The sequence below is a fragment of the Streptomyces botrytidirepellens genome, from assembly GCF_003721215.1.
In the GTDB taxonomy this organism is placed as follows: Bacteria; Actinomycetota; Actinomycetes; order Streptomycetales; family Streptomycetaceae; genus Streptomyces; species Streptomyces himastatinicus.
Genome location: NZ_RIBZ01000137.1, coordinates 1 through 22222 on the forward strand (window position 1 = coordinate 1; position 22222 = coordinate 22222).

The window sequence follows — 22222 nt, forward strand, 5'->3', positions numbered from 1 at the left end:
CGCCGCTTCGCCGCGCGCGGGGTGACGGCGGCGGCGCTGCGGGCGTCCATCAGCGGCTGCGGGTCGAACGGCGCCTGCGGGTCGTGGCGCAGCCGCCGGGCGTAGTCGGCCACGCCGGCGAGCGCGTCGGCGAGGGCGTCGCGCTGCACGCCCCAGGGCCGCACCGGGAAGAGCACGATCAGCGCGGCCTGGACGACCCCGCCGACCCCGATCAGCGCGGCGTGCTCCAGGGCGCCGAGCACCGAGGTGGGGAGGGTGACGGTGACCAGCATCACCGCGACCATCTGGGTCGACACCAGCCCGGACACCGGGCCGACCGCCCACGACATGCCGGTCAGCAGCGTCCACACGGCGAGCATCACGACGAAGGTGGCGACGTGGGCGGCGGCCAGATAGCCGAGGAAGGTGGAGACCGCGAGCAGGGTCGCCGCTGCCAGCGCCAGCTCCGGGCGGGGGCGCCAGCTCTTCTGGAAGATGGCGATCCCGGCGGAGAACGCGCCGAACGCCGACGACACCGCGAGGGTCGGCGAGCCGAACCAGAGGGTCAGCCCGATGACGATCGCCACACCGCAGGCGCCACGGATCGCGACCAGCGGCTCCAGCCGGATGCGCTCGATCGTCAAACCCGCTTGGGCCGTCTGCTTCAGCGCGTGTGACCAGCTCATACGGCGAGACTACGACCTTGATCTGCAAGCGAGGAACCGGCCGTCTTTGGCCGATTCCTCGCGTACCCGCCCTTTCGGCCCGCGTCAGCCCTCGGGTGTTGCGCAGTCCACGTCGAGCAGCTCGATGGGCCGGGTCGCGTCGAGGTCGACGTACGCGGTGAAGGAGCTGGGCGAGCCCTGGCCCCAGTGCGTGGTGATCGTCGCCCAGCCGACCCGTGCGGACTGGGCCGTGGTCACCTCGCCGACCTCGATGTCCCGCGGCTCGTTCTGCGCGCACAGCAGCAGGTCGTAGTCGGGAGTCTGGGCGATCCGCTCCTTCAGCTGGTCGGAGACCAGGTTCTCGCGCTCCCAGGGGCGCGGCCCGTGGTTGCCGTAGAAGCCCTCCAGGAAGTGGTGGATCTCCTCGGCGGTGAAGCGGCCGTTCGGATCGGTCTTCTTCACGCCGTGCGGGGCGGCGGTGGCGGGTGCGCCCGCGGCCAGCACGAGCCCGAGGCCGAGTGCGGCCGCGGAGCAGCGAAGGGTACGAAGCATAGGAGATCCCCCTGAATGTGGTCGTGTGCCCATTGTTCGGGCGAACACTCAAGAAGACCTACATCAGGGGTGGATGGTTGTGCTGCGACACCAGCGAATCCGGCATGGCGAATCCCCCGCCGGTCGGGGACCGACGGGGGACGCGACCGTCAGGCGATCAGTGGTTCTTGGGGAAGCCCAGGTTGATGCCGACCTCTTCCGACGGCTCCGGCCAGCGGGTGGTGACGACCTTGCCGCGGGTGTAGAAGTGCACCCCGTCGTTGCCGTAGATGTGCTGGTCGCCGAAGAGCGAGTCCTTCCAGCCGCCGAAGGAGTGGTAGCCCACCGGCACCGGGATCGGCACGTTGACGCCGACCATGCCGGCCTCGACCTCCAGCTGGAAGCGGCGGGCGGCGCCGCCGTCGCGGGTGAAGATCGCGGTGCCGTTGCCCCACTTCGAGGAGTTGATCAGCTCGATGGCGTCGTCGTACGTCTCGGCGCGGACCACGCACAGCACCGGGCCGAAGATCTCGTCGCGGTAGGCGTCGGCGGTGGCGGGGACCTTGTCCAGCAGCGAGACGCCGATGAAGAAGCCCTTCTCGTGGCCCTCGACGGTGTAGCCGGTGCCGTCCACGACGACCTCGGCGCCCTGGGCGGCGGCCCCGTGGACGTAACCGGCGACCTTGTCCCGGTGCTCCTTGGTGATCAGCGGGCCCATCTCGGAGGACGGGTCGTTGCCGGGGCCGATGCGGAGCTTGGCGGCGCGGTCGGCGATCTTCTTCACCAGGTCGTCGCCGATGTCGCCGACGGCGACGACGACGGAGACCGCCATGCAGCGCTCACCGGCCGAGCCGTAGGCCGCGTTGATCGCGTTGTCCGCGGCGAAGTCCAGGTCGGCGTCGGGCAGCACCAGCATGTGGTTCTTGGCGCCGCCGAGCGCCTGCACCCGCTTGCCGTGCTCGACGGCCTTGGACTGGATGTACTTGGCGATCGGGGTGGAGCCGACGAAGCTGACCGCGGCGACGTCCGGGTGCTCCAGCAGCCGGTCCACGGCCACCTTGTCGCCGTTGACGACGTTGAGCACGCCCTGCGGCAGCCCCGCCTCGGCCGCCAGCTCGGCCAGCCGGTAGGACGCCGACGGATCCTTCTCGCTGGGCTTGAGGACGAAGGTGTTGCCGCAGGCGATGGCCACCGGGAACATCCACATCGGCACCATGGCCGGGAAGTTGAACGGCGTGATGCCCGCGACGACACCCAGCGGCTGGCGGATCGAGGAGACGTCGACGCCGGTGGAGACCTGGGTGGACAGCTCGCCCTTGAGCTTCTCGGCGATGCCACAGGCCAGTTCGACGATCTCCAGACCGCGGGCCACCTCGCCGAGCGCGTCCGAGTGCACCTTGCCGTGCTCGGCGGTGATCAGCTCGGCGATCTCGTCGCGGTGGGCGTCCAGCAGCTCGCGGTACTTGTAGAGGATCGCGGTGCGCTTGGACAGCGAGATGGTGCCCCAGGACCGGTACGCCTCCTTCGCGGACGCGACGGCCGCGTCGACGTCCTCGACCGAGGCGAGGGCGACCCGGGTGTCCTGGGCGCCGGTGGCGGGGTTGTACACCGGGCCGTGGTTGCCGGACGTGCCCTCGACGGACTTTCCGCCGATCCAGTGGTTGACGGTCTTCATGGGTGCGGAGCCTTTCTCTCGAAAAACGTCAGAGGTGGCGGCGGCGGCCTGCGGCGTGCCGGTCGTACTCCTCGCGGGCCTTCACGGCGGCCGGGCGGGTCGCGGTCTCGGCTACGGGCACATCCCACCACGCCTGTGCGTCGGGTGCGCCCGACACTGTGTCGCCCGTTTCGGTCTCCACATAGACACATGTGGGACGGTCCGAGGCACGGGCCGCCGCGAGCGCCTCCCGCAGCTCGGCCACGGTCGCGGCGCGCAGCACGTCCATGCCGAGCGAGGCGGCGTTCGCGGCCAGGTCCACGGGAAGCGGATCGCCGGTGTACAGGCCGTCGGCGGACCGGAAGCGGTAGGCGGTGCCGAACCGCTCGGCGCCGGTGGTCTCCGACAGGCCGCCGATCGAGGCGTAGCCGTGGTTCTGGAGGAGGACGATGTTGATGTTGATGCCCTCCTGGACCGCGGTGACGATCTCGGTCGGCATCATCAGGTACGTACCGTCCCCGACCAGCGCCCACACCGGGCGGTCGGGGGCCGCGAGCCGTACGCCGATGGCGCCCGGGATCTCGTAGCCCATGCAGGAGTAGCCGTACTCCAGGTGGTACTGGCGGGGCGAGCGGGCCCGCCACAGCTTGTGCAGGTCGCCGGGGAGCGAGCCCGCCGCGTTGATCACCACGTCGTCGTCGCCGACCGCCGCGTCCAGCGCGCCCAGCACCTGGGTCTGGGAGGGGCGCGCGGAGGGGTCCTCGGCGGCGTACGCGGCGTCCACCAGGCGCTCCCACCGGGCCTTGCCGGTGCGGTACTCGGCCTCGTACGTCTCGTCCACCCGGTGACCGGCCAGCTCGGCGGTCAGCGCCTCAAGACCGGCGCGGGCGTCGGCGACCAACGTGGTGGCGGCCAGCTTGTGGGCGTCGAAGCCGGTGATGTTGAGGTTGAGGAACCGGACGTCCGGGTTGGCGAAGAGGGTCGCGGAGGCGGTGGTGAAGTCGCTGTAGCGGGTGCCGACCCCGATGATCAGGTCCGCGGTGCGGGCCAGGTCGTCGGCGACGGCGGTGCCGGTGTGCCCGATGCCGCCGATGTCGGCGGGGTGGTCGTGGCGCAGCGACCCCTTGCCCGCCTGGGTGGAGGCGACCGGGATGCCGGTGGCGTCGGCGAACGCCAGCAGCGCGCCCTCGGCCTCGCTGTGGTGGACGCCGCCGCCCGCGACGACCAGCGGGCGCCGGGCGGCGCGGATCGCCTGCGCGGCGGCGGTGGTCTCGGCGTGCTCCGGGGCGGGGCGGCGCACCCGCCACACGCGGTCGGCGAAGAACTCCTCCGGCCAGTCGAACGCCTCGGCCTGCACGTCCTGCGGCATGGCCAGGGTGACCGCGCCGGTCTCGGCCGGGTCGCTGAGCACCCGCATCGCGGCGAGCGCGGCCGGGATCAGCGCCTCGGGGCGTACGACGCGGTCGAAGTAGCGGGAGACCGGGCGCAGCGCGTCGTTGACGGACACGTCGCCCGCGTACGGCACCTCCAGCTGCTGGAGCACGGGGTCGGCGGGCCGGGTCGTGAAGATGTCGCCGGGCAGCAGCAGCACCGGCAGCCGGTTGACGGTGGCCAGCGCTGCGCCGGTGACCAGGTTGGTGGCACCGGGCCCGATGGAGGTGGTGACGGCCTGGGCGGCGAGCCGGTTGGACTGGCGGGCGTAGCCGACCGCGGCGTGCACCATCGCCTGCTCGTTGCGGCCCTGGAGGTACGGCATGGTGTCCTGCCCGGCCTCCAGCAGCGCCTGGCCGAGCCCGGCCACGTTGCCGTGGCCGAAGATGCCCCAGGTCGCGTTGATCAGACGGTGCCGCTGCCCGTCCCGCTCGGTGTACTGGTGCGCCAGGAACTCGACCAGGGCCTGGGCGACGGTGAGGCGGCGGGTGGTCATCGGGCGTCTCCTGCGGGAGCTTCAGGGGCTTCGTACAGCGGAAGGCGGGAGTCGACGGGCTGGTCGGGCCAGGTGGAGCGGATCCAGCCGTGGTCGGGGTGGTCGCAGATCAGCCAGGCGCGCTCCTCGCCGGGGCCCGCCATGACGTTGAGGTAGTACATGGCGTGGCCGGGCGCGGCGATGGAGGGGCCGTGCCAGCCGTCCGGGATGAGGACGGCGTCGCCGGAGCGGACCTCGGCCAGCACATCGGTGTTGCGGCCGTGGCCGGAGGGCGAGACCCGCTGGTAGCCGACGCCCTCGTTGCCGTGGGCCTCGGCGATCTCGAAGTAGTAGATCTCCTCCAGCTCGCTCTCCTCGCCGGGGCGGCACTCGTCGTGCTTGTGCGGCGGGTACGAGGACCAGTTGCCGCCGGGGGTGAGCACCTCGACGGCGATGAGCTTGTCGCACTCGAAGACGCCTGCGGCGCCGAAGTTGTTGACCTGGCGCGAGCAGTTGCCGGTGCCGCGCAGCTCGACGGGGACGGCGGAGGCGGGCCCGTAGCGGGCGGGCAGCCGCCGCTCGCAGCGGGCGCCGGTGAGCGCGAAGCGGCCCCCGGCGCCGCTGGCGATCGTGGCGTGCGCGTCGCGCGGGACGTACGCGAAGTCGGTCACCCCGCTGAACACGCTGTCGCGGCCGTGCAGCTCGAAGGTCTCGCCCTCGGTGATCACCGTGCAGCCACCGCTGAGCGGCAGCACGATCCACTCGCTGTCGTCGGTGGCGAGCTGGTGCGAGCCGCCGGGCGGCAGGTCGAGCACGCGCAGACTGGAGTAGTCCCAGCCGGCCCGCCCGGGATCGATGTCCAGCGCATACGGGCCGTCGGCCGCCTTACCGGCCTGCACGTGGAAGCCAAGGGAAGGTTCGTTGGTGGTCATGGCGTCAGTGTTTCCTCCGGTTCCGGGGCCGATGCAGAGCAGGCCGATTCACAGCGGGCCGATTCAACAGCGGGCCGATTCACAGCAGGCCGACGGCGGTGTCCACGGCGGTCTCCACGCTGCCCTCCGCCGGGTAGAGCAGCGAGCGGCCGACGACCAGGCCCTGGACGGTGGGCAGGCGCAGCGCCTTGCGCCACTTCTCGTACGCCCCCTCCTGGTCCTTCCCCACCTCGCCGCCGAGCAGCACCGCGGGCAGCGTGCTCGTCTCCATGACGGCGGCCATCTCGTCCGGGTCACTGGTGACCGGCACCTTCAGCCAGGTGTACGCGGAGGTCCCGGCGAGCCCGGAGGCGATCGCGATGGACTTGGTGACGGCCTCGGCGCTCAGGTCGTTGGAGACCCTGCCGTCTATCCGGCGGGAGATGAACGGCTCGACGAACACCGGCAGCCGCCGCTCCGCCATCTCGTCGATGGCGCGGGCCGTGGTGAGCATGGTGTTGAGCGATCCGGCGTCGTCGTAGTCGACCCGCAGCAGCAGCTTCCCGGCGTCGAAGCCGAGCCGGGCGATGTCCTGCGGGCGGTGGCCGGTGAAGCGGTCGTCCAGCTCGAACGAGGCACCGGCCAGCCCGCCGCGGTTCATCGAGCCCATGACGACCTTGCCGTCGAGGGCACCGAGCAGCAGCAGGTCCTCCAGGATGTCGGCGGTGGCCAGCACGCCGTCGACGCCCGGGCGGGACAGCGCCACGCACAGCCGCTCCAGCAGATCGGCCCGGTTGGCCATGGCCAGCTTGTGCCCGCCGACGGCGAGGGCGCCGCGCGCCGGGTGGTCGGCGGCCACGATCATCAGTCGGCCGCTGTCGCCGATCAGCGGGCGGCGGACCCGGCGGGCGGCCGCCTCGGCGATGGCCTCCGGGTGGCGGCTCCGCACCGTCACGAGGTCGGAGATGCTGATGCTCAAAGCAGGGTCCTCTCTATTTTGAGGGCTCGGTTCGCCGGAAGAACGGGGGTGCCCGAGCGCCGGAGGCACCCGTGGGCGCGCCGCGTCGCTATTGGCTGAGCAGGGCGTCGACCTCTGCTTCCGTCGGCATCGCGGAGGAGCAGGCGAGGCGGGACGCGACGATCGCGCCCGCGGCGTTGGCGTAGCGCATGATCCGCTCCGGGTCCCAGCCCGCCAGCAGCCCGTGGCACAGGGCGCCGCCGAAGGCGTCGCCCGCGCCGAGGCCGTTGACGACGTCGACCGGGACGGGCGGGACCTCGGTGGAGGTGCCGTCGCGGTGCACGGCGAGGACCCCCTTGGGGCCCTGTTTGACGACGGCCAGCTCGACCCCCGCGTCCAGCAGGGCCTGGGCGCAGGCCTTCGGTTCCCGTACACCGGTGGCGATCTCGCACTCGTCCACGTTGCCGACGGCGACGGTGGCGTGGCGCAGGGCCTCGGCGTAGAAGGGGCGCGCCGTCTCGGGGTCCTTCCAGAACATGGGGCGCCAGTCGAGGTCGAAGACGGTGATGCCGCTCTTGGCGCGGTGGGCGAGGGCAGTGAGCGTGCTGCCGCGGCTGGGCTCCTCGCTGAGGCCGGTGCCGGTCATCCAGAAGATCCGGGCGGCGCGGATCGCGTCGAGGTCCAGCTCGCCGGGGTGGATCTCCAGGTCGGGGGCCTTGGGGCGGCGGTAGAAGTAGAGCGGGAAGTCGTCGGGCGGGAAGATCTCGCAGAAGGTGATCGGGGTCGGGTAGTCCTCGACCGGCGTGACGAAGCGGTCGTCCACGCCGAAACCCTGGAGTTCCTGGTGGATGTACTCGCCGAAGGGGTCCGCCCCGGTGCGGCTGATCACCGCGGAGCGGTGGCCGAACCGGGCCGCGGCCACCGCGACGTTGGTCGCCGAGCCTCCCAGGAACTTTCCGAATGACTCGACCTGCGGCAGCGGCACTCCGGTCTGCAACGGGTAGAGGTCCACTCCGATGCGGCCCATCGTGATCAGGTCGTACGGCTCACTCATGCGTGCCCCTTCGGGAAAGACGCAGCTCAGGGTTGTCGTGGCGAACACCGGGTCCCGCCCGGCCCCTTCAGGTCTAGACGCGCGCACAGCCCCCTGTCAAGCATTTGTCATTACATTCGGACGTAACCACGAGAGCCGCCTCGGGGCGCGTTATGGTCTCGTTACGTCCAGATGAAATGTTGTCATGACAAACCCTTGACAGGCAGTGGCCGCGAGGAGTTGGCTCCCCCTCATGCAACGGCTGTGTTAACACCGGACCTGGCTTGAGAGGTGCTGGAACAGATGGACCTCAGATTTGACCGACGCCGCAGGGCGGGACTCGCCACCATCGCCGCCGTAACGGTTCTCCTCGCAACGGGGTGCAGCAGTCAAGGGGGCAAGAAGGCCCAGGACGAGGCGGACGACATCTCCGCGGGCAAGGCCAACACCCCCCGGATGAAGATCGCGATGATCACCCATGCCGCTCCGGGTGACACCTTCTGGGACACGGTCCGCAAGGGCGCCAAGGCGGCCGCGGCCAAGGACAACGTCGAGCTGGTCTACTCCAGCAATCCCAACGGCGGCGACCAGGCCAACCTCATCCGGAACGCGATCAACCAGAAGGTCGACGGCATCGCCGTCACGCTGGCCAAGCCCGCCGCGATGAAGGGCGCGATCGCCAAGGCCGAGAAGGCCGGTATCCCCGTCGTCGGCTTCAACTCCGGCCTGGAGGACTGGAAGTCCCAGGGGCTGCTCGAATACTTCGGCCAGGACGAGAACCTCGCCGGACAGGCCTTCGGCAAGCGCCTCAACCAGGTGGGCGCCAAGCACAACATCTGTGTCATCCAGGAGCAGGGCCATGTCGCCCTGGAGGCCCGCTGCGCGGGTGTGAAGAAGACGTTCAAGGGCAAGACGGACACCCTCTACGTCAACGGGACCGACATGCCGTCGGTCAAGTCCACGATCTCCGCCAAGCTCAAGCAGGATTCGAGCATCGACTACGTGGTCACGCTCGGCGCACCGTTCGCACTGACCGCCGTGCAGTCCGCCAAGGAGTCGGGCGGCAAGGCCAAGGTCGCCACCTTCGACCTCAACAAGGACCTCATCGCCGCCGTCCAGAGCGGGGATGTGCAGTTCGCGGTGGACCAGCAGCCGTACCTCCAGGGCTACCTGGCCATCGACTCCCTGTGGCTCTACAAGAACAACGGCAACTTCAGCGGCGGCGGCGAGAAGCCCGTGCTGACCGGACCCGCGTTCGTCACCAAGGACAACGTGGAGAAGATCGCCAAGTTCGCCCAGAAGGGCACGCGGTGATCCGGCCATGACTCAAGCCGCCCCACCCGCCGCCGCCACGCCACCGGCCTCCCCGGCGGCGCGCCCCAAGAGCCGCACCACCGAACGCTCGCTGGCCCGCCGGGCCCTCGCCCGGCCGGAGATCGGCGCGCTGGTCGCCGCCATCGGCGTCTACATCTTCTTCTTCGCCGTCGCCCCGACCTTCCGCCAGGCGGACTCGTTCGCCACCGTGCTCTACCAGGGCTCCACCCTGGGGATCATGGCGCTCGCCGTCTCCCTGCTGATGATCGGCGGCGAGTTCGACCTGTCGGCCGGTGTCGCCGTCACCTCCTCGGCGCTGGCCGCGAGCATGCTCAGCTTCCAGCTCACCGCCAACGTCTGGGTCGGCGTCGGGGTCGCCCTCGTCATCTCGCTCTCGGTGGGCCTGATCAACGGCCTGCTGCTGATCAAGACCGGGCTGCCCAGCTTCCTGGTCTCGCTCGCCAGCTTCCTGATGCTCCAGGGCCTCAACCTGGCCATCACCAAGCTGCTGACCGACAACGTCGCCACCAACGCCATCAACGACATGGACGGCTTCGAGTCGGCCAAGGCGGTCTTCGCCTCCGAAATCCCCATCTTCGGCGTCAATCTGAACATCACCGTGCTGTACTGGCTGGCCTTCGCGGCCCTCGCCACCTGGGTCCTGCTGCGCACCAAGTTCGGCAACTGGATCTTCGCGTCGGGCGGCTCCAAGGAGAGCGCCCGGGCGGTCGGCGTCCCGGTGAACCTCACCAAGATCGCACTGTTCATGACCGTGGGCTTCGCGGCCTGGTTCGTCGGCATGCACCTGCTCTTCGAGTACAACACCGTGCAGGCCGGCGAGGGCGTCGGCAACGAGTTCTACTACATCATCGCGGCCGTGATCGGCGGCTGCCTGCTCACCGGCGGCTACGGCTCCGCGATCGGCGCGCTCCTCGGCGCGTTCATCTTCGGCATGGTCAACCAGGGCATCGTCTACGCCAACTGGAACCCGGACTGGTTCAAGTTCTTCGTCGGCGTGATGCTGCTGCTCGCGACGCTCGTGAATCTGTGGGTGCGCCGTCAGGCCGCCAGGAGGTGATGGGAATGACCACCAACGACCTCACGAAGCCCACCCCCGCCGCCGAGGGCGCGCCGGAGCCGGTCGTCCAGCTCAAGGGCGTCGGCAAGCTCTACGGCAACGTCCGGGCCCTGGAGGGCATCGACCTCGACGTCCGGCCGGGCCAGGTGACCTGCGTCCTCGGCGACAACGGCGCCGGAAAGTCCACCCTCATCAAGATCATTTCCGGGCTGCACCAGCACGACGAGGGCGAGTACGTCGTCGACGGCAAGCCGGTGCGGCTGCACAACCCGCGCGAGGCCCTCGACCTCGGCATCGCCACCGTCTACCAGGACCTGGCCACGGTGCCCCTGATGCCGGTGTGGCGGAACTTCTTCCTCGGCTCCGAGCTGACCCGCGGCCCCTGGCCCATCCGTCGGCTCGACATCGAGCGGATGAAGGAGACCACCCAGACGGAGCTGTCCGCCATGGGCATCCACCTGGACAACCTGGAACAGCCCATCGGCACCCTCTCCGGGGGCCAGCGGCAGTCCGTGGCCATCGCGCGGGCGGTGTACTTCGGCGCCAGAGTGCTGATCCTGGACGAGCCCACCGCGGCGCTGGGCGTCAAGCAGTCGGGCGTCGTCCTGAAGTACATCGCGGCGGCCCGTGAGCGGGGCCTGGGCGTCATCTTCATCACCCACAACCCGCACCACGCGTACATGGTCGGCGACCACTTCTCGGTGCTGAGACTCGGCGCCCTGGAGCTGAACGCCGCCCGGGACGACGTCAGCCTGGAGGAACTCACCAACCACATGGCCGGCGGTACCGAGCTGGCCGCTCTCAAGCACGAGCTCGCGCAGGTGCGCGGGGTCGATGTGGAGGAGCTTCCCGAGGTCGTCAACAGCCCCTCGACCTGACATCCCGACGCTCATCCCGACCCTCTCGGCCTGACATTACGTCCGAATGTCCTGACGAAGTCTTGACGGCCCCCGGCCCGGCCCGTAAAGCTGCCCAAAACAGCATGAAACGCGGGCCCCGACCACCACCGCGAGCAAGCGACCCGCACTGCCCCCTTCCCCGGTCTCCAGCGACCGGCGAGAGGAGACCCTCTTCCATGACTGCCGCCGCCTCCCCCGTACCCGCCCTGGACCGCATCCGGGTCGGCTCGGCCCCCGACTCGTGGGGGGTGTGGTTCCCCGACGACTCGCAGCAGGTCCCCTGGCAGCGCTTCCTCGACGAGGTCGCGGAGGCCGGCTACGAGTGGATCGAGCTGGGCCCGTACGGCTATCTGCCGACCGACCCCGCCCGGCTCACCGAGGAGATCACCCGCCGGAACCTCACGGTCTCGGCGGGCACGATCTTCACCTCCCTGCACCGCGGCCCCGAGGTCTGGGACGCCACCTGGGAGCACGTCTCCCAGGTGGCGGAGCTGACCCGGGCCATGAACGCCAAGCACCTCGTGGTCATCCCCTCCTTCTGGCGCGACGACAAGACCGCCGAGATCATCGAGCCGCCCGAGCTGACCGCCGAGCAGTGGCGCCACCTGTCCACCGGCATGGAGCGCCTCGGCCGTGAGGTGCGCGAGCGTTTCGGGCTCGACATCGTCGTCCACCCGCACGCCGACACCCACATCGACGGCGAGGAGAACGTGGCCCGCTTCCTGGACGCCACCGACTCCGACCTGGTCAACCTCTGTCTGGACACCGGCCACTACGCCTACTGCGGCGGCGACAGCGTCAAGCTGATCGAGACCTACGGCGAGCGCATCGGCTACCTCCACCTCAAGCAGGTCGACCCGGAGATCCTGGCCGACGTGGTCAAGAACGGCGTGCCGTTCGGCCCGGCCGTGAAGCGCGGCGTGATGTGCGAGCCGCCGAAGGGCGTTCCGGAGCTGGAACCGGTCCTGGCGGCCGCCCAGAAGCTGGATGTGGACCTGTTCGCCATCGTCGAGCAGGACATGTACCCCTGCCCGCCGGACCAGCCGTTCCCGATCGCCGAGCGCACCCGCCGCTTCCTGCGCTCCTGCGGCGCCTGACCTTCCGCCTCCCCCGCTCCCTTCGATCCCCTTCGATCCTCCGAACGCGCAGAAAGAGAAGAGACACCTATGACCCAGCAGGGCACGCTCGGGATCGCCGTCATCGGGACCGGCAAGATGGGCGCCGACCACGTCCGCCGCATCAACGACGTGATCAGCGGCGCCCGGGTGGCGGCCGTGGTGGACATCGACGAGGCGCGCGCCAAGGCCGTCGCCGATCTGTCCGAGGGCTGCCAGGCGTTCACCGACCCGGCCGCCGCCATGGCCGCGCCGGGCGTGGACGCCGTACTGATCGCCTCGCCCGGCCCCGCGCACGAGGCCGCGCTGCTCAGCGCGTTCGAGCACGATCTGCCGGTGCTATGCGAGAAGCCGCTGACCCCGGACTCGGAGTCCGCGCTGCGGGTGCTGGAGGCCGAGCAGCGGCTCGGCCACCGCCGCATCCAGGTCGGCTTCATGCGCCGCTACGACACCGAGTTCATGAAGCTCAAGGCGCTGCTCGCCTCCGGTGAGCTGGGCCGCCCGCTGCTGATGCACTGCCGCCACCGCAATGCGTCGGTGCACTCGTACTTCACCACCGAGATGCTGATCAACGACTCCGTGGTGCACGAGATGGACCAGTCGCGCTGGCTGCTGGAGCAGGAGATCGCCAACGTCACCGTGCTCAAGCCGACCTCCAGCTCCAACGCCCCCGAGGGTCTTGCCGACCCGCAGCTGGTGATCTTCGAGACCACCGGCGGCGCGATCGTCAACGTCGAGATCTTCGCGACCTGCGGCTTCGGCTACCAGGTCCAGGCCGAGGCGGTCTGCGAGCGCGGCACCGCCCGCGTCGGCGACGCCCACGGCATGCTCGTCAACCGTCCCGGCACCTGGGGCGGCGAGATCGCCCCCGACTTCGTGGCCCGCTTCGAGGAGGCGTACGACCGCGAGGTGCAGGCCTGGGTCAACGCCACCAAGCGCGGCGAGGTCGAGGGCCCGAGCGCCTGGGACGGCTACGCCGCGGCCGCCGTGTGCGAGGCGGGGGTGCGGGCGCAGGTCACCGGCGAGCGCACGCCCGTCGACATGATCGTGCGCCCGGCCTTCTACGCCTGACGCTCCCGGGCGGGCCGGTCGCCGCCACGACCGGCCCGCCTCTCCTTGTTCCACACCCTCCGCGTCCTCCCTGTTGGAAAGGTTTCTCCTTCTCATGAAGATCGCCCTCGACNGCCTCTCCTTGTTCCACACCCTCCGCGTCCTCCCTGTTGGAAAGGTTTCTCCTTCTCATGAAGATCGCCCTCGACCCGCATATGCTGCGCAAGGGGCCCCTGCTCGAACTCCCGGCCCTCGTCGCCGAGCTGGGCTTCGAGTACATCGAGCTGTCTCCCCGCGATGACTTCATCCCGTTCTTCAAGCACCCGCGGGTGGACGACGGCACGGTGCGGCAGTTCCGCAAGGCGCTGGACGCCGCCGGGGTGAAGATCTCCTCCGTACTGCCGCTGTTCCGCTGGTCCGGTCCGGACGAGGACGAGCGCCAGGCCGCCGTCCGCTACTGGAAGCGGGCCATCCAGATCACCGCCGATCTGGGCGTGGACAGCATGATCTCGGAGTTCAACGGCCGCCCCGAGGACCCCAGCCGCAGCGAGGGCCAGTTCTGGCGGTCGATCGAGGAGCTGCTGCCGGTCTTCGAGCGCGAGTCCATCCGGCTGACGCTGGAGCCGCACCCCGACGACTTCATCGAGGAGGGGTACGAGGCGATCAACATGATCCGGGGCATCAACCACCCCCTGGTCTCCTACCTCTACTGCGCCCCGCACACCTTCCACCATGGCAATGACGCCCCCGGTCTGATCAAGCACGCGGGCGATCTGCTCACCAACGTGCATCTGGCCGACACCTTCGATCACACCGCGTCCTCGGGGCTGCGCTACATCATCAACCCGCCCGGTTCTACGGCCCGTATCCACCAGCACCTGGACATCGGTCAGGGCGAGGTCGACTTCGACGCGCTGTTCGGCGCGCTGCGCGACAACAACTTCGACGGCACGCTGACCTCCTGCGTCTTCGCCTGGGAGGACCGCGCCCGCGAGTCGTCCGTGTTCATGCGCCGGAAGATCGACGAATACCTGTCCACCTGGAAGTAGCCGTCCTCCTGGAAGGAGGGGACGGCGCGTCACCCGCCGGTCACAGGCGTCACATCTCCGCGCGTCTTACGTCACAGGTGTTCAACAGCCCCTAGCCGCCCGTCACCCGACGTCGTTCACCGGACACAGGCCGAGTGAAAGGGCGCGAGTGATGACCGATCGAAGGCTGTGGTCCTACAAGGAGATCGCCGCACACATCGGTGTGCAGACCGACACCGTACGGTCCTATCGCAAGCACGGTCACATGCCGCCCCCCGACCTGGTGGAGGGCGGCAAACCGTATTGGTACGCGGATACGATCCGGGCCTGGGTGGCCCGCAGACCCGGCAACCGCCGCGCCCGGCGCGAGACCAAGGACTAGGGGGTGTCTCGCGCCCGGGCCGCGGGGGTCAGCGGATGCTCACCCGGTCCCGGCGACGGCCCTTCCCCGAGGCAGCGTCCGTGTCCGCCTCCCCGGCGGCGTCGCCGGAGGAGCCACCCGGAGCGTCACCGGAGGCACCACCGGAGGGGGTGTCGGAGCCGGGCGCCGACTCCCCTTCGCTCAGCCCGAACCGGGTGTGCAGCCGCCGCAGCGGGCCCGGGGCCCACCAAGTGGCCCGGCCGGTCAGCTTCATCACCGCCGGAACCAGCAGACTGCGCACCACCATCGCGTCCATCAGCACGGCCAGGGCGATACCGAGGCCGAGCATCTTGGTGTTGGTGACCCTCGAGGTGCCGATGGCCACCATGACCACGGCCAGGATCAGCGCCGCCGCCGTGATCAGCCCGCCGGTGCGCCGCAGTCCGAACTCCACCGCCGCCTCATGGTTCCCCGTGCGCTCGTACTCCTCCTTGATGCGGGAGAGCAGGAAGACGCCGTAGTCCATGGAGAGCCCGAAGGCGACGCAGAACATCAGCACCGGCAGGGTGGTCTCTATGTCGCCGGAGCTGGTGAAGGCCAGCGGCCCCGACAGGTGCCCCTCCTGGAAGACCCACACCATGGCGCCGAACATCGCGGTGAGGCTGAGCGCGTTGAGCAGCACGGCCTGGAGCGGGATCAGCAGGCTCCCGGTGAGCAGGAAGACCAGCAGCAGGGTGACCGCGATGATGATCGCGCCCGCCCAGGGGGTGCGGTCGCCCAGGGACTCCTTGGTGTCCACCAGAACGGCGGCGGTGCCGGTCACCGAGGTCTGGAACGGGGGACTCTGGGCGCGGATGTCCCGCACCAGGTCCTGGGTGGCGGGCTCCACGGGCTCCCCCTTGGGCTGCACGCTGAGATACGCCGCGCCACCGGCCGCGCGCGCCGCCTCGGCCGGGCCGGGCTTGCCCAGCTGGTGGCCGTCCGCGAAGCGACCGGCCGGGCTGTCCACACGCAGCACCCCGGGAAGGGCGGAGACCTTGGCGCTGTAGTCGGCGAGCGCCGCGGCGCCGGGCTTGCCCTCGGCGAGGATCTCCACCCCGCCGCCGGGTCCACCCGCGAAGCCGTCCCGGATGTGCTGCTGGACCACGTGCGATTCGGCACTGGAGGGCAGCTGGCGGTCGTCCGCGGTGCCGAACTCCACCCGCAGGAAGGGCAGCCCCAGCGCCACCAGCCCGGCGACGGTCGCCAGCGCGAAGACGGGGGCGCGCCGCATCACCAGCCGGGCGAACCGGCCCCAGCCCGCGCCCGGTTCGGCCCCCTTTGCGGCCGCGTCGGCGCGGCGGCCGCGGCGCAGCAGCCGGGTGAGGTCCCACTTGTTGACCCGGTCGCCGAGCAGGACGAGCGCGGCGGGCAGCACCACCAGGGCGGCGGCCGCGGCGATGAGCACCACGGCGATGCCCGCGTAGGCGAAGGAGCGCAGGAAGTACTGCGGGAAGACCATCATCGCGGCGAGCGAGACGGCGACGGTCAGCGCCGAGAAGAGCACGGTCCGCCCGGCGGTGCGCAGGGTGGCGGCGACGGCCGGGAGGGTCTCCCCGCCCGCCGACAGCTCCTCGCGGAAGCGCCGCACGATGAACAGGGCGTAGTCGATGGCGAGTCCGAGGCCGAGCGCGGTGGTCAGGTTCTGCGCGAAGACCGAGACATCGGTGAACTCGGTGAGCACGCGCAGCACGGCGTCGGTGCCCAGGATCGCGATGACGCCGATACCGAGCGGCAGCAGCGCGGCCACCGCGCTGCCGAAGACCATGACGAGCAGCACCAGGGTGACGGGCAGGGCCATCATCTCGGCCCGCAGCAGGTCTTCCTGAATGGTGGTCTGCATCTCCTGCTTGACCGCGACCGGTCCGCCGACGGAGACCTCGACCGGTCCGTGCTGCCCGCGGTAGTCGGGGGCGATGCGCTCCAGCGCCTTGCCCGCGGCCGTCTCGTCGCCGGTGATGCGCGCGGCGATGATCGCCTCGCCGCGGTCCTTGCTGCGCAGGGCGGACGCGCCGGTGTCCCAGTAGGAGGTGACGCCGGTGACCGACTCCTCGCCCGAGAGCTTCTTGGCGAGCGCGCGGGCCTCGGTGGCGACCGCCGGGTCGTCCACCTTCTTGCCGCCGCCGTCGACGAGCAGGAGGAGGTTGGGCTGGGAGGCGGGGAAGCGCTTCTCCAGCGCCTTGGTGGCGTACGAGGACTGGGACGCCGGGTCCTCCCAGCCGCCGCCGGAGAGCCGGTCGGCGACTCCGCTCCCGGCCACGACGGCGAGCGCCGTGAAGAGCAGGGCGACCAGCAAGGACAGCCGCGGCCTGGCGGTGACCAAGCGGGTCCATCCTCCGATCCGCTCGCCGGGCGGCCGATTGACATCGGTCATGACGCGGTGTCCCCTTCACCTGTGCCCATGCGGCCGCCCCCGCTCGGGCAAGCGGGCAGGCAGGCAGCATGGGTCGCTGATTGCCACCGGAATGGCAAATACGAGCGACCGCTCGCATTTCTCAAGAATGCGAGCGGCCACTCGTGTTTGTCAATCGCTCATGGGAAGCTGGGGATTGTGACCGAGAGCCAGGTAGCCCGACCCGCGAGCCCCCGCCGCAGGCAGGCGCGCGGCGAGCGCCGGATCCAGCAGCTGCTGGACGCCGCCGCCAGCGTCTTCTGCCGCACCGGCTACACCTCCGCGAGCACCAACGCGATCGCCCGCGAGGCCGGGGTCTCCCCCGGCACGCTGTACCAGTTCTTCCCGAACAAGGAGGCCATCGCCGTCGAGCTGGGCGACCGCCTCACCCAGCAGATGCGGGACACCCACGGCGTGGTCTTCACCGACGAGAACGCCGCACTGCCGCTCGGCGAGATGCTGGACGTGGTCCTCGACCCGCTGATCGAGTTCAACTGCGCCAACCCCGTCTTCCTCACCCTGATCTGCTCCTCCGACACCCCGGGCACGGTCGCCGAGGAGCACGCCGCGCTGCACGCCGCGCTCCAGACCCGGGTCGAGGAGCTCATCGGCACCTACGTCCCCGAGCTGACCCCGGAGCGCCGTACGCGCATCGCGACCATGGCGTTCGCCCTGTTCAAGGCCGGGCTGGAGCTGATCCTCTCCCACGAGGGCGAGGACCGGGAGGCATACATCACCGAGATGAAGAACTGCCTCTACGGGTACCTGGCCCCCGTCATCGGCACCGAGGCGGCACCCGCCCGGCACTGACCGCCACTGCGCACAGAGCCGGCGCACCCCTGACTTCCGGGAATACCCCCTAGGGGTATAGAGTTGAAACTGTCAGGAGGCGCTGCGCCAACCGGCGTCCCTCGCGTACCGTCAGCCACTCCCCCACAGAGGAGAAACCATGAGCTCCGAGGCGAACACCGTCACCGCCGTCTACCAGGTGACCGGCATGACCTGCGGCCACTGCGAAGGTGCCGTCGCCGAGGAAATCGGCGCCCTCGACGGCGTCAGCTCCGTCAAGGCCGTGGCCTCCACCGGCCAGGTCACCGTCGTCTCGACCGCCCCGCTGGACAACGAGGCCGTCCGCGCCGCCGTCGACGAAGCAGGTTACGAACTCGCATGACCATCACGGCTCCCGCCGTCGGGCAGGAGGCGCGGGTCGAGCTGGCCATCGGCGGCATGACCTGCGCTTCCTGCGCGGCGCGCATCGAGAAGAAGCTCAACCGGCTGGACGGCGTCACCGCAACGGTGAACTACGCCACCGAGAAGGCCCAGGTGTCCTACGGCGCGGGGATCGAGGTCGCGGACCTCATCGCCACGGTCATCAAGACCGGCTACACCGCCGAGGAGCCGCCTCCCGCCGAGCCCGAGCCCGCCGCTGCGGACAGCCCCGAGGCCGCGCCCGAGGCACCGGCCGAGCACGACCCGCTGCTCCACCGCATGCTCGTCTCGCTCGCCCTCTCCCTGCCCGTCGTGGTGCTGGCGATGGTGCCCTCGCTCCAGTTCGACAACTGGCAGTGGCTCTCCCTCACCCTCGCCGCGCCCGTCGTCGTCTGGGGCGGGACGCCCTTCCACAAGGCCGCCTGGACCAACGCGCGGCACGGCGCGGCCACCATGGACACCCTGGTCTCCCTGGGCACCCTCGCGGCGCTCGGCTGGTCCCTGTGGGCCCTGTTCTTCGGCGACGCGGGCATGCCCGGCATGCAGCACGGCTTCGACGTCACCGTCACCCGCGCGAGCGGCTCGTCCTCGATCTACCTGGAGGCGGCGGCCGGGGTGACCACCTTCATCCTCATCGGCCGCTATCTGGAGGCGAAGTCCAAGCGGCGGGCGGGAGCGGCGCTGCGCGCCCTGATGGAGCTGGGCGCCAAGGACGTCGCCGTCCTGCGCGGAGGCCGCGAGGTGCGGATCCCGGTGCGCGAACTGGCCGTCGGGGACCGCTTCGTCGTCCGCCCCGGCGAGAAGATCGCCACCGATGGCACGGTGGTCGAGGGCGGCTCGGCCGTCGACGCCTCGATGCTGACCGGCGAATCCGTCCCCGTGGACGTCGCGGCGGGCGACACGGTCGCGGGCGCGACCGTCAACACGGCGGGCCGCATCGTCGTGGAGGCCACCCGGGTGGGCGCCGACACCCAGCTGTCCCGTATGGCCCGCCTGGTGGAGGACGCGCAGAACGGCAAGGCCGAGGTGCAGCGGCTCGCCGACCGGGTCTCCGGCGTCTTCGTGCCGATCGTGCTGCTGATCGCCGTGGGCACCCTGCTGGTCTGGTGGCTGACGACGCACGACGCGACCGCCGCCTTCACCGCCGCCGTCGCCGTCCTGATCATCGCCTGCCCGTGCGCCCTGGGCCTGGCCACCCCGACCGCGCTCATGGTCGGCACCGGCCGCGGCGCCCAGCTGGGCATCCTCATCAAGGGCCCCGAAGTGCTGGAGTCGACCCGCCGGGTGGACACCGTCGTCCTCGACAAGACCGGCACCGTGACCACCGGCAGTATGCGGCTGCACCAGGTCATCCCGGCGCCGCGCACCGCCGAGGACGAGGTGCTGCGGCTCGCGGGCGCGGTGGAGCACGCCAGCGAGCACCCCATCGCCCGCGCCGTCGCGGACGGCGCCGCTGAGCGCACCGGGGCGCTCCCGGTGCCGGAGAGCTTCGCATCCGTGCCCGGGCTCGGCGTCCAGGGCGTCGTGGACGGACACGCGGTGCTCGTCGGCCGCGACGCGCTGCTCCGCCAGTGGGCCATCGACCTGCCGGAGGAGCTGGCCTCCGCCAAGGCTGCGGCCGAGGCGGAGGGCCATACGGCGGTCGTCGTGGCCTGGGACGGGCACGCCCGCGGCGTCCTCACCGTCGCCGACGCCGTCAAGGAGACCAGCGCCGAAGCCGTCGCCCAGCTGCGCGCCCTCGGCCTCACCCCGGTGCTGCTGACCGGCGACAACCGGCGCGTCGCCGAGACGGTCGCCCGCGAGGTCGGCATCGACGAGGTCATCGCCGACGTCCTGCCGGAGGAGAAGGTCGACGTCGTGAAGCGGCTCCAGGGCGAGGGCCGCACGGTCGCCATGGTCGGCGACGGAGTCAACGACGCCGCCGCCCTGGCCACCGCCGACCTCGGGCTCGCCATGGGCACCGGAACGGACGCGGCGATCGAGGCGGGCGACCTCACCCTCGTCCGGGGCGACCTGCGCGTGGCCGCCGACGCGATCCGGCTGGCCCGCCGGACCCTCGCCACGATCAAGGGCAATCTGTTCTGGGCGTTCGGCTACAACGTCGCCGCGCTGCCGCTCGCGGCGGCCGGTCTGCTCAACCCGATGATCGCGGGCGCCGCGATGGCGTTCTCCTCCGTGTTCGTCGTGAGCAACAGTCTGCGACTGCGCTCCTTCACGGCATCCACGGTCTCCACCAAGTCCCCATAAGCCGCACAACACCCATACACAAGAGCCCCGATCTTTGAATCGAGGCTCTTGCCCTTTTACGCCCCCATATGGCTGGAGACGCAGATCACAGACAACCCAACGTAACCATTGAGGGGGGTCGCGAGTCTAATGGGGCGGTGAGGATACGTCTTGGGGGACGCATCCTGCTACGCGTGGCCGGGGCGACGTACCCGGGGAGCTTTGAGCGGCCCTCCCGTACGTACGCGTCCCGGCAGATCGCGTCCGTACGAGCCCGTACGGCCCACTGAACGCCCGGGCCGGATCCCGTGGGGGGAATCCGAACCGGGACAAGGGAAGCGCCCCGCTCCGACCCGTGGGGGGATCGGCAGCGGGGCGCTTCTGGCTTATCTCGGCGCCGCCCTGGCAGTGCTCGCTCAGCGCTGCTCGACCGGGACGAAGTCGCGCTCGACGATGCCCGTGTAGATCTGGCGCGGGCGGCCGATGCGGGAGCCCGGCTCCTTGATCATCTCGTGCCACTGGGCGATCCAGCCCGGCAGCCGGCCGAGCGCGAACAGCACGGTGAACATCTCGGTCGGGAAGCCCATCGCCCGGTAGATCAGACCGGTGTAGAAGTCCACGTTCGGGTAGAGCTTGCGCTCCACGAAGTAGTCGTCGGCGAGCGCGTGCTCCTCGAGCTTGAGCGCGATGTCGAGCAGCTCGTCGGACTTGCCGAGCGCGGAGAGGACGTCGTGCGCCGCCGACTTGATGATCTTCGCCCGGGGGTCGAAGTTCTTGTAGACGCGGTGCCCGAAGCCCATGAGCTTCACGCCGTCTTCCTTGTTCTTCACCTTGCGGATGAAGGTGTCGACGTCGCTGCCGGACGCCTGGATGCCCTCGAGCATCTCCAGCACCGACTGGTTGGCGCCGCCGTGCAGCGGACCCCACAGGGCGTTGATGCCCGCCGAGATGGAGGCGAACATGTTGGCCTGCGAGGAGCCGACGAGCCGGACCGTGGAGGTCGAACAGTTCTGCTCGTGGTCGGCGTGCAGGATCAGCAGCTTGTCGAGCGCGCTGACCACGATCGGGTCCAGCTCGTACTCCTGCGCCGGGACCGAGAAGGTCATGCGGAGGAAGTTCTCCACGTAACCGAGGTCGTTGCGCGGGTAGACGAACGGGTGGCCCACCGACTTCTTGTACGCGTACGCCGCGATGGTCGGCAGCTTCGCCATCAGCCGGATCGTCGACAGGTTGCGCTGCTTCTCGTCGAACGGGTTGTGGCTGTCCTGATAGAACGTCGACAGCGCGCTGACCACGGAGGACAGCATCGCCATCGGGTGGGCGTCCCGCGGGAAGCCGTCGTAGAACCGTTTGACGTCCTCGTGGAGCAGCGTGTGGCGGGTGATGTCCTCACGGAACGCGGCCAGTTCGTCGACCGTCGGCAGCTCACCGTTGATCAGGAGGAAGGCCGTCTCCACGAAGGAGGCGCGCTCCGCCAGCTGCTCGATGGGGTACCCGCGGTACCGCAGAATGCCCTGCTCACCGTCCAGATAGGTGATGCCGGACTTGTACGCGGCGGTGTTGCCGTAACCGGAGTCCAGGGTCACCAGACCGGTCTGGGCACGCAGCTTGCCGATGTCAAAGCCCTTGTCGCCGACGGTGCTGTCGACCACCGGGTAGGTGTATTCGTCGTCTCCGTACCGCAGTACTACAGAGTTGTCGCTCACGTCATCCCTCACCGACGTCTGGTTCTCTTCCTCGAGGTGCCCTGACTCCCCCCACCTTCCCCTACTCGGGTGATGAAGCTGCACTCGGGGTCGACTGAAGGGCCTTTTGGCGGCACTCAGTGCCGCCTACACGGCCATCCTGCCCCGTTCGTCACCGTTCGGAAACCC

19 protein-coding genes are annotated in these 22222 nt (G+C 70.2%); 10 read left to right on the plus strand and 9 right to left on the minus strand.

The genetic code is table 11. The features are described 5' to 3' along the window. From EEJ42_RS10340 to iolC, 7 genes are all read right to left on the minus strand, one after another. A partial coding sequence (locus EEJ42_RS10340) for a YccS/YhfK family membrane protein (protein WP_246096323.1) occupies window positions 1-665 on the minus strand: 665 nt, incomplete at its 3' end. Window positions 666-749: 84 nt separating this feature from the next. Further along, window positions 750-1196: a hypothetical protein gene (locus tag EEJ42_RS10345; protein WP_123099663.1), complete on the minus strand. Its 447-nt coding sequence runs from the start codon at window positions 1194-1196 to the stop codon at window positions 750-752. 157 nt (window positions 1197-1353) lie between these two features. Beyond that, window positions 1354-2850 (minus strand): CoA-acylating methylmalonate-semialdehyde dehydrogenase, encoded by a 1497-nt coding sequence (locus EEJ42_RS10350; protein ID WP_123099664.1) that lies wholly within the window; start codon window positions 2848-2850, stop codon window positions 1354-1356. Window positions 2851-2878: 28 nt separating this feature from the next. Then, complete coding sequence (iolD, locus tag EEJ42_RS10355) at window positions 2879-4756, minus strand: 3D-(3,5/4)-trihydroxycyclohexane-1,2-dione acylhydrolase (decyclizing) (protein WP_123099665.1); 1878 nt, start codon at window positions 4754-4756, stop codon at window positions 2879-2881. Continuing rightward, window positions 4753-5667, minus strand: a complete 915-nt coding sequence (iolB, locus tag EEJ42_RS10360) for a 5-deoxy-glucuronate isomerase (RefSeq protein WP_123099666.1) — start codon at window positions 5665-5667, stop codon at window positions 4753-4755. The genes iolD and iolB overlap by 4 nt, the downstream gene beginning before the upstream one ends. Window positions 5668-5746: 79 nt before the next feature. Then, the gene (locus tag EEJ42_RS10365) at window positions 5747-6625 is read right to left on the minus strand and encodes a Cgl0159 family (beta/alpha)8-fold protein (protein ID WP_123099667.1); all 879 of its coding nucleotides are present in this window, start codon (window positions 6623-6625) and stop codon (window positions 5747-5749) included. An 88-nt stretch (window positions 6626-6713) separates the two neighbouring features. After that, window positions 6714-7658, minus strand: coding sequence for a 5-dehydro-2-deoxygluconokinase (gene iolC / locus EEJ42_RS10370; protein WP_123099668.1), 945 nt, complete (start codon window positions 7656-7658; stop codon window positions 6714-6716). 282 nt (window positions 7659-7940) lie between these two features. On the opposite strand from iolC, the gene EEJ42_RS10375 reads away from it, so the two are divergent. The 7 genes from EEJ42_RS10375 to EEJ42_RS10405 all read left to right on the plus strand — a co-directional run bounded on the left by EEJ42_RS10375 (window position 7941) and on the right by EEJ42_RS10405 (window position 14503). Further along, window positions 7941-8951 carry a sugar ABC transporter substrate-binding protein gene (locus tag EEJ42_RS10375; RefSeq protein WP_123099681.1) on the plus strand — a complete coding sequence of 337 codons (1011 nt, stop codon included), beginning with the start codon at window positions 7941-7943 and terminating at the stop codon, window positions 8949-8951. 7 nt (window positions 8952-8958) lie between these two features. After that, the gene (locus EEJ42_RS10380) at window positions 8959-10029 is read left to right on the plus strand and encodes an ABC transporter permease (protein WP_123099669.1); all 1071 of its coding nucleotides are present in this window, start codon (window positions 8959-8961) and stop codon (window positions 10027-10029) included. A gap of 5 nt (window positions 10030-10034) precedes the next feature. After that, window positions 10035-10907, plus strand: a complete 873-nt coding sequence (locus tag EEJ42_RS10385; protein WP_123099670.1) for an ATP-binding cassette domain-containing protein — start codon at window positions 10035-10037, stop codon at window positions 10905-10907. A gap of 197 nt (window positions 10908-11104) precedes the next feature. Then, the gene (locus EEJ42_RS10390) at window positions 11105-12025 is read left to right on the plus strand and encodes a sugar phosphate isomerase/epimerase family protein (protein ID WP_009717803.1); all 921 of its coding nucleotides are present in this window, start codon (window positions 11105-11107) and stop codon (window positions 12023-12025) included. 69 nt (window positions 12026-12094) lie between these two features. After that, entirely contained in the window at window positions 12095-13114 is a 1020-nt protein-coding gene (locus tag EEJ42_RS10395) for a Gfo/Idh/MocA family protein (RefSeq protein WP_123099671.1), read from the plus strand. Between the two features lie 170 nt (window positions 13115-13284). Continuing rightward, a complete protein-coding gene (locus tag EEJ42_RS10400; protein WP_123099672.1) occupies window positions 13285-14142 on the plus strand; it encodes a sugar phosphate isomerase/epimerase family protein in 858 nt (285 codons plus the stop codon). Between the two features lie 151 nt (window positions 14143-14293). Continuing rightward, the gene (locus EEJ42_RS10405; RefSeq protein WP_123099673.1) at window positions 14294-14503 is read left to right on the plus strand and encodes a helix-turn-helix transcriptional regulator; all 210 of its coding nucleotides are present in this window, start codon (window positions 14294-14296) and stop codon (window positions 14501-14503) included. Between the two features lie 28 nt (window positions 14504-14531). On the opposite strand, the gene EEJ42_RS10410 is transcribed toward EEJ42_RS10405, so the two are convergent. Next, on the minus strand, window positions 14532-16895 hold the full coding sequence (locus EEJ42_RS10410) for an MMPL family transporter (protein ID WP_123099674.1): 2364 nt from the start codon (window positions 16893-16895) through the stop codon (window positions 14532-14534). Window positions 16896-17072: 177 nt separating this feature from the next. Here EEJ42_RS10410 and EEJ42_RS10415 point away from each other — a divergent pair, with 177 nt between their 5' ends. The 3 genes from EEJ42_RS10415 (at window position 17073) to EEJ42_RS10425 (ending at window position 20369) form a co-directional block, all read left to right on the plus strand. Beyond that, complete coding sequence (locus EEJ42_RS10415) at window positions 17073-17723, plus strand: TetR/AcrR family transcriptional regulator (RefSeq protein ID WP_246096325.1); 651 nt, start codon at window positions 17073-17075, stop codon at window positions 17721-17723. 139 nt (window positions 17724-17862) lie between these two features. Further along, the gene (locus tag EEJ42_RS10420) at window positions 17863-18084 is read left to right on the plus strand and encodes a heavy-metal-associated domain-containing protein (protein ID WP_123099676.1); all 222 of its coding nucleotides are present in this window, start codon (window positions 17863-17865) and stop codon (window positions 18082-18084) included. Further along, window positions 18081-20369 carry a heavy metal translocating P-type ATPase gene (locus EEJ42_RS10425; protein WP_123099677.1) on the plus strand — a complete coding sequence of 763 codons (2289 nt, stop codon included), beginning with the start codon at window positions 18081-18083 and terminating at the stop codon, window positions 20367-20369. The genes EEJ42_RS10420 and EEJ42_RS10425 overlap by 4 nt, the downstream gene beginning before the upstream one ends. A gap of 395 nt (window positions 20370-20764) precedes the next feature. Here the strand turns inward: EEJ42_RS10425 and EEJ42_RS10430 are convergent, their stop codons facing one another. After that, window positions 20765-22054 (minus strand): citrate synthase, encoded by a 1290-nt coding sequence (locus EEJ42_RS10430; protein WP_123099678.1) that lies wholly within the window; start codon window positions 22052-22054, stop codon window positions 20765-20767. Between the last annotated feature and the right edge of the window lie 168 nt (window positions 22055-22222).

What these genes read in the sequence shown, in the direction of transcription:
- EEJ42_RS10410 (WP_123099674.1), bottom strand. Translation starts at nt 16,895, where the DNA reads ATGACCGATGTCAATCGGCCGCCCGGCGAGCGGATCGGAGGATGGACC.
- iolB (WP_123099666.1), bottom strand. Translation starts at nt 5,667, where the DNA reads ATGACCACCAACGAACCTTCCCTTGGCTTCCACGTGCAGGCCGGTAAG.
- EEJ42_RS10380 (WP_123099669.1), top strand. Translation starts at nt 8,959, where the DNA reads ATGACTCAAGCCGCCCCACCCGCCGCCGCCACGCCACCGGCCTCCCCG.
- EEJ42_RS10400 (WP_123099672.1), top strand. Translation starts at nt 13,285, where the DNA reads ATGAAGATCGCCCTCGACCCGCATATGCTGCGCAAGGGGCCCCTGCTC.
- iolC (WP_123099668.1), bottom strand. Translation starts at nt 7,658, where the DNA reads ATGAGTGAGCCGTACGACCTGATCACGATGGGCCGCATCGGAGTGGAC.
- EEJ42_RS10395 (WP_123099671.1), top strand. Translation starts at nt 12,095, where the DNA reads ATGACCCAGCAGGGCACGCTCGGGATCGCCGTCATCGGGACCGGCAAG.
- EEJ42_RS10385 (WP_123099670.1), top strand. Translation starts at nt 10,035, where the DNA reads ATGACCACCAACGACCTCACGAAGCCCACCCCCGCCGCCGAGGGCGCG.
- EEJ42_RS10420 (WP_123099676.1), top strand. Translation starts at nt 17,863, where the DNA reads ATGAGCTCCGAGGCGAACACCGTCACCGCCGTCTACCAGGTGACCGGC.
- iolD (WP_123099665.1), bottom strand. Translation starts at nt 4,756, where the DNA reads ATGACCACCCGCCGCCTCACCGTCGCCCAGGCCCTGGTCGAGTTCCTG.
- EEJ42_RS10350 (WP_123099664.1), bottom strand. Translation starts at nt 2,850, where the DNA reads ATGAAGACCGTCAACCACTGGATCGGCGGAAAGTCCGTCGAGGGCACG.
- EEJ42_RS10375 (WP_123099681.1), top strand. Translation starts at nt 7,941, where the DNA reads ATGGACCTCAGATTTGACCGACGCCGCAGGGCGGGACTCGCCACCATC.
- EEJ42_RS10390 (WP_009717803.1), top strand. Translation starts at nt 11,105, where the DNA reads ATGACTGCCGCCGCCTCCCCCGTACCCGCCCTGGACCGCATCCGGGTC.
- EEJ42_RS10425 (WP_123099677.1), top strand. Translation starts at nt 18,081, where the DNA reads ATGACCATCACGGCTCCCGCCGTCGGGCAGGAGGCGCGGGTCGAGCTG.
- EEJ42_RS10345 (WP_123099663.1), bottom strand. Translation starts at nt 1,196, where the DNA reads ATGCTTCGTACCCTTCGCTGCTCCGCGGCCGCACTCGGCCTCGGGCTC.
- EEJ42_RS10405 (WP_123099673.1), top strand. Translation starts at nt 14,294, where the DNA reads ATGACCGATCGAAGGCTGTGGTCCTACAAGGAGATCGCCGCACACATC.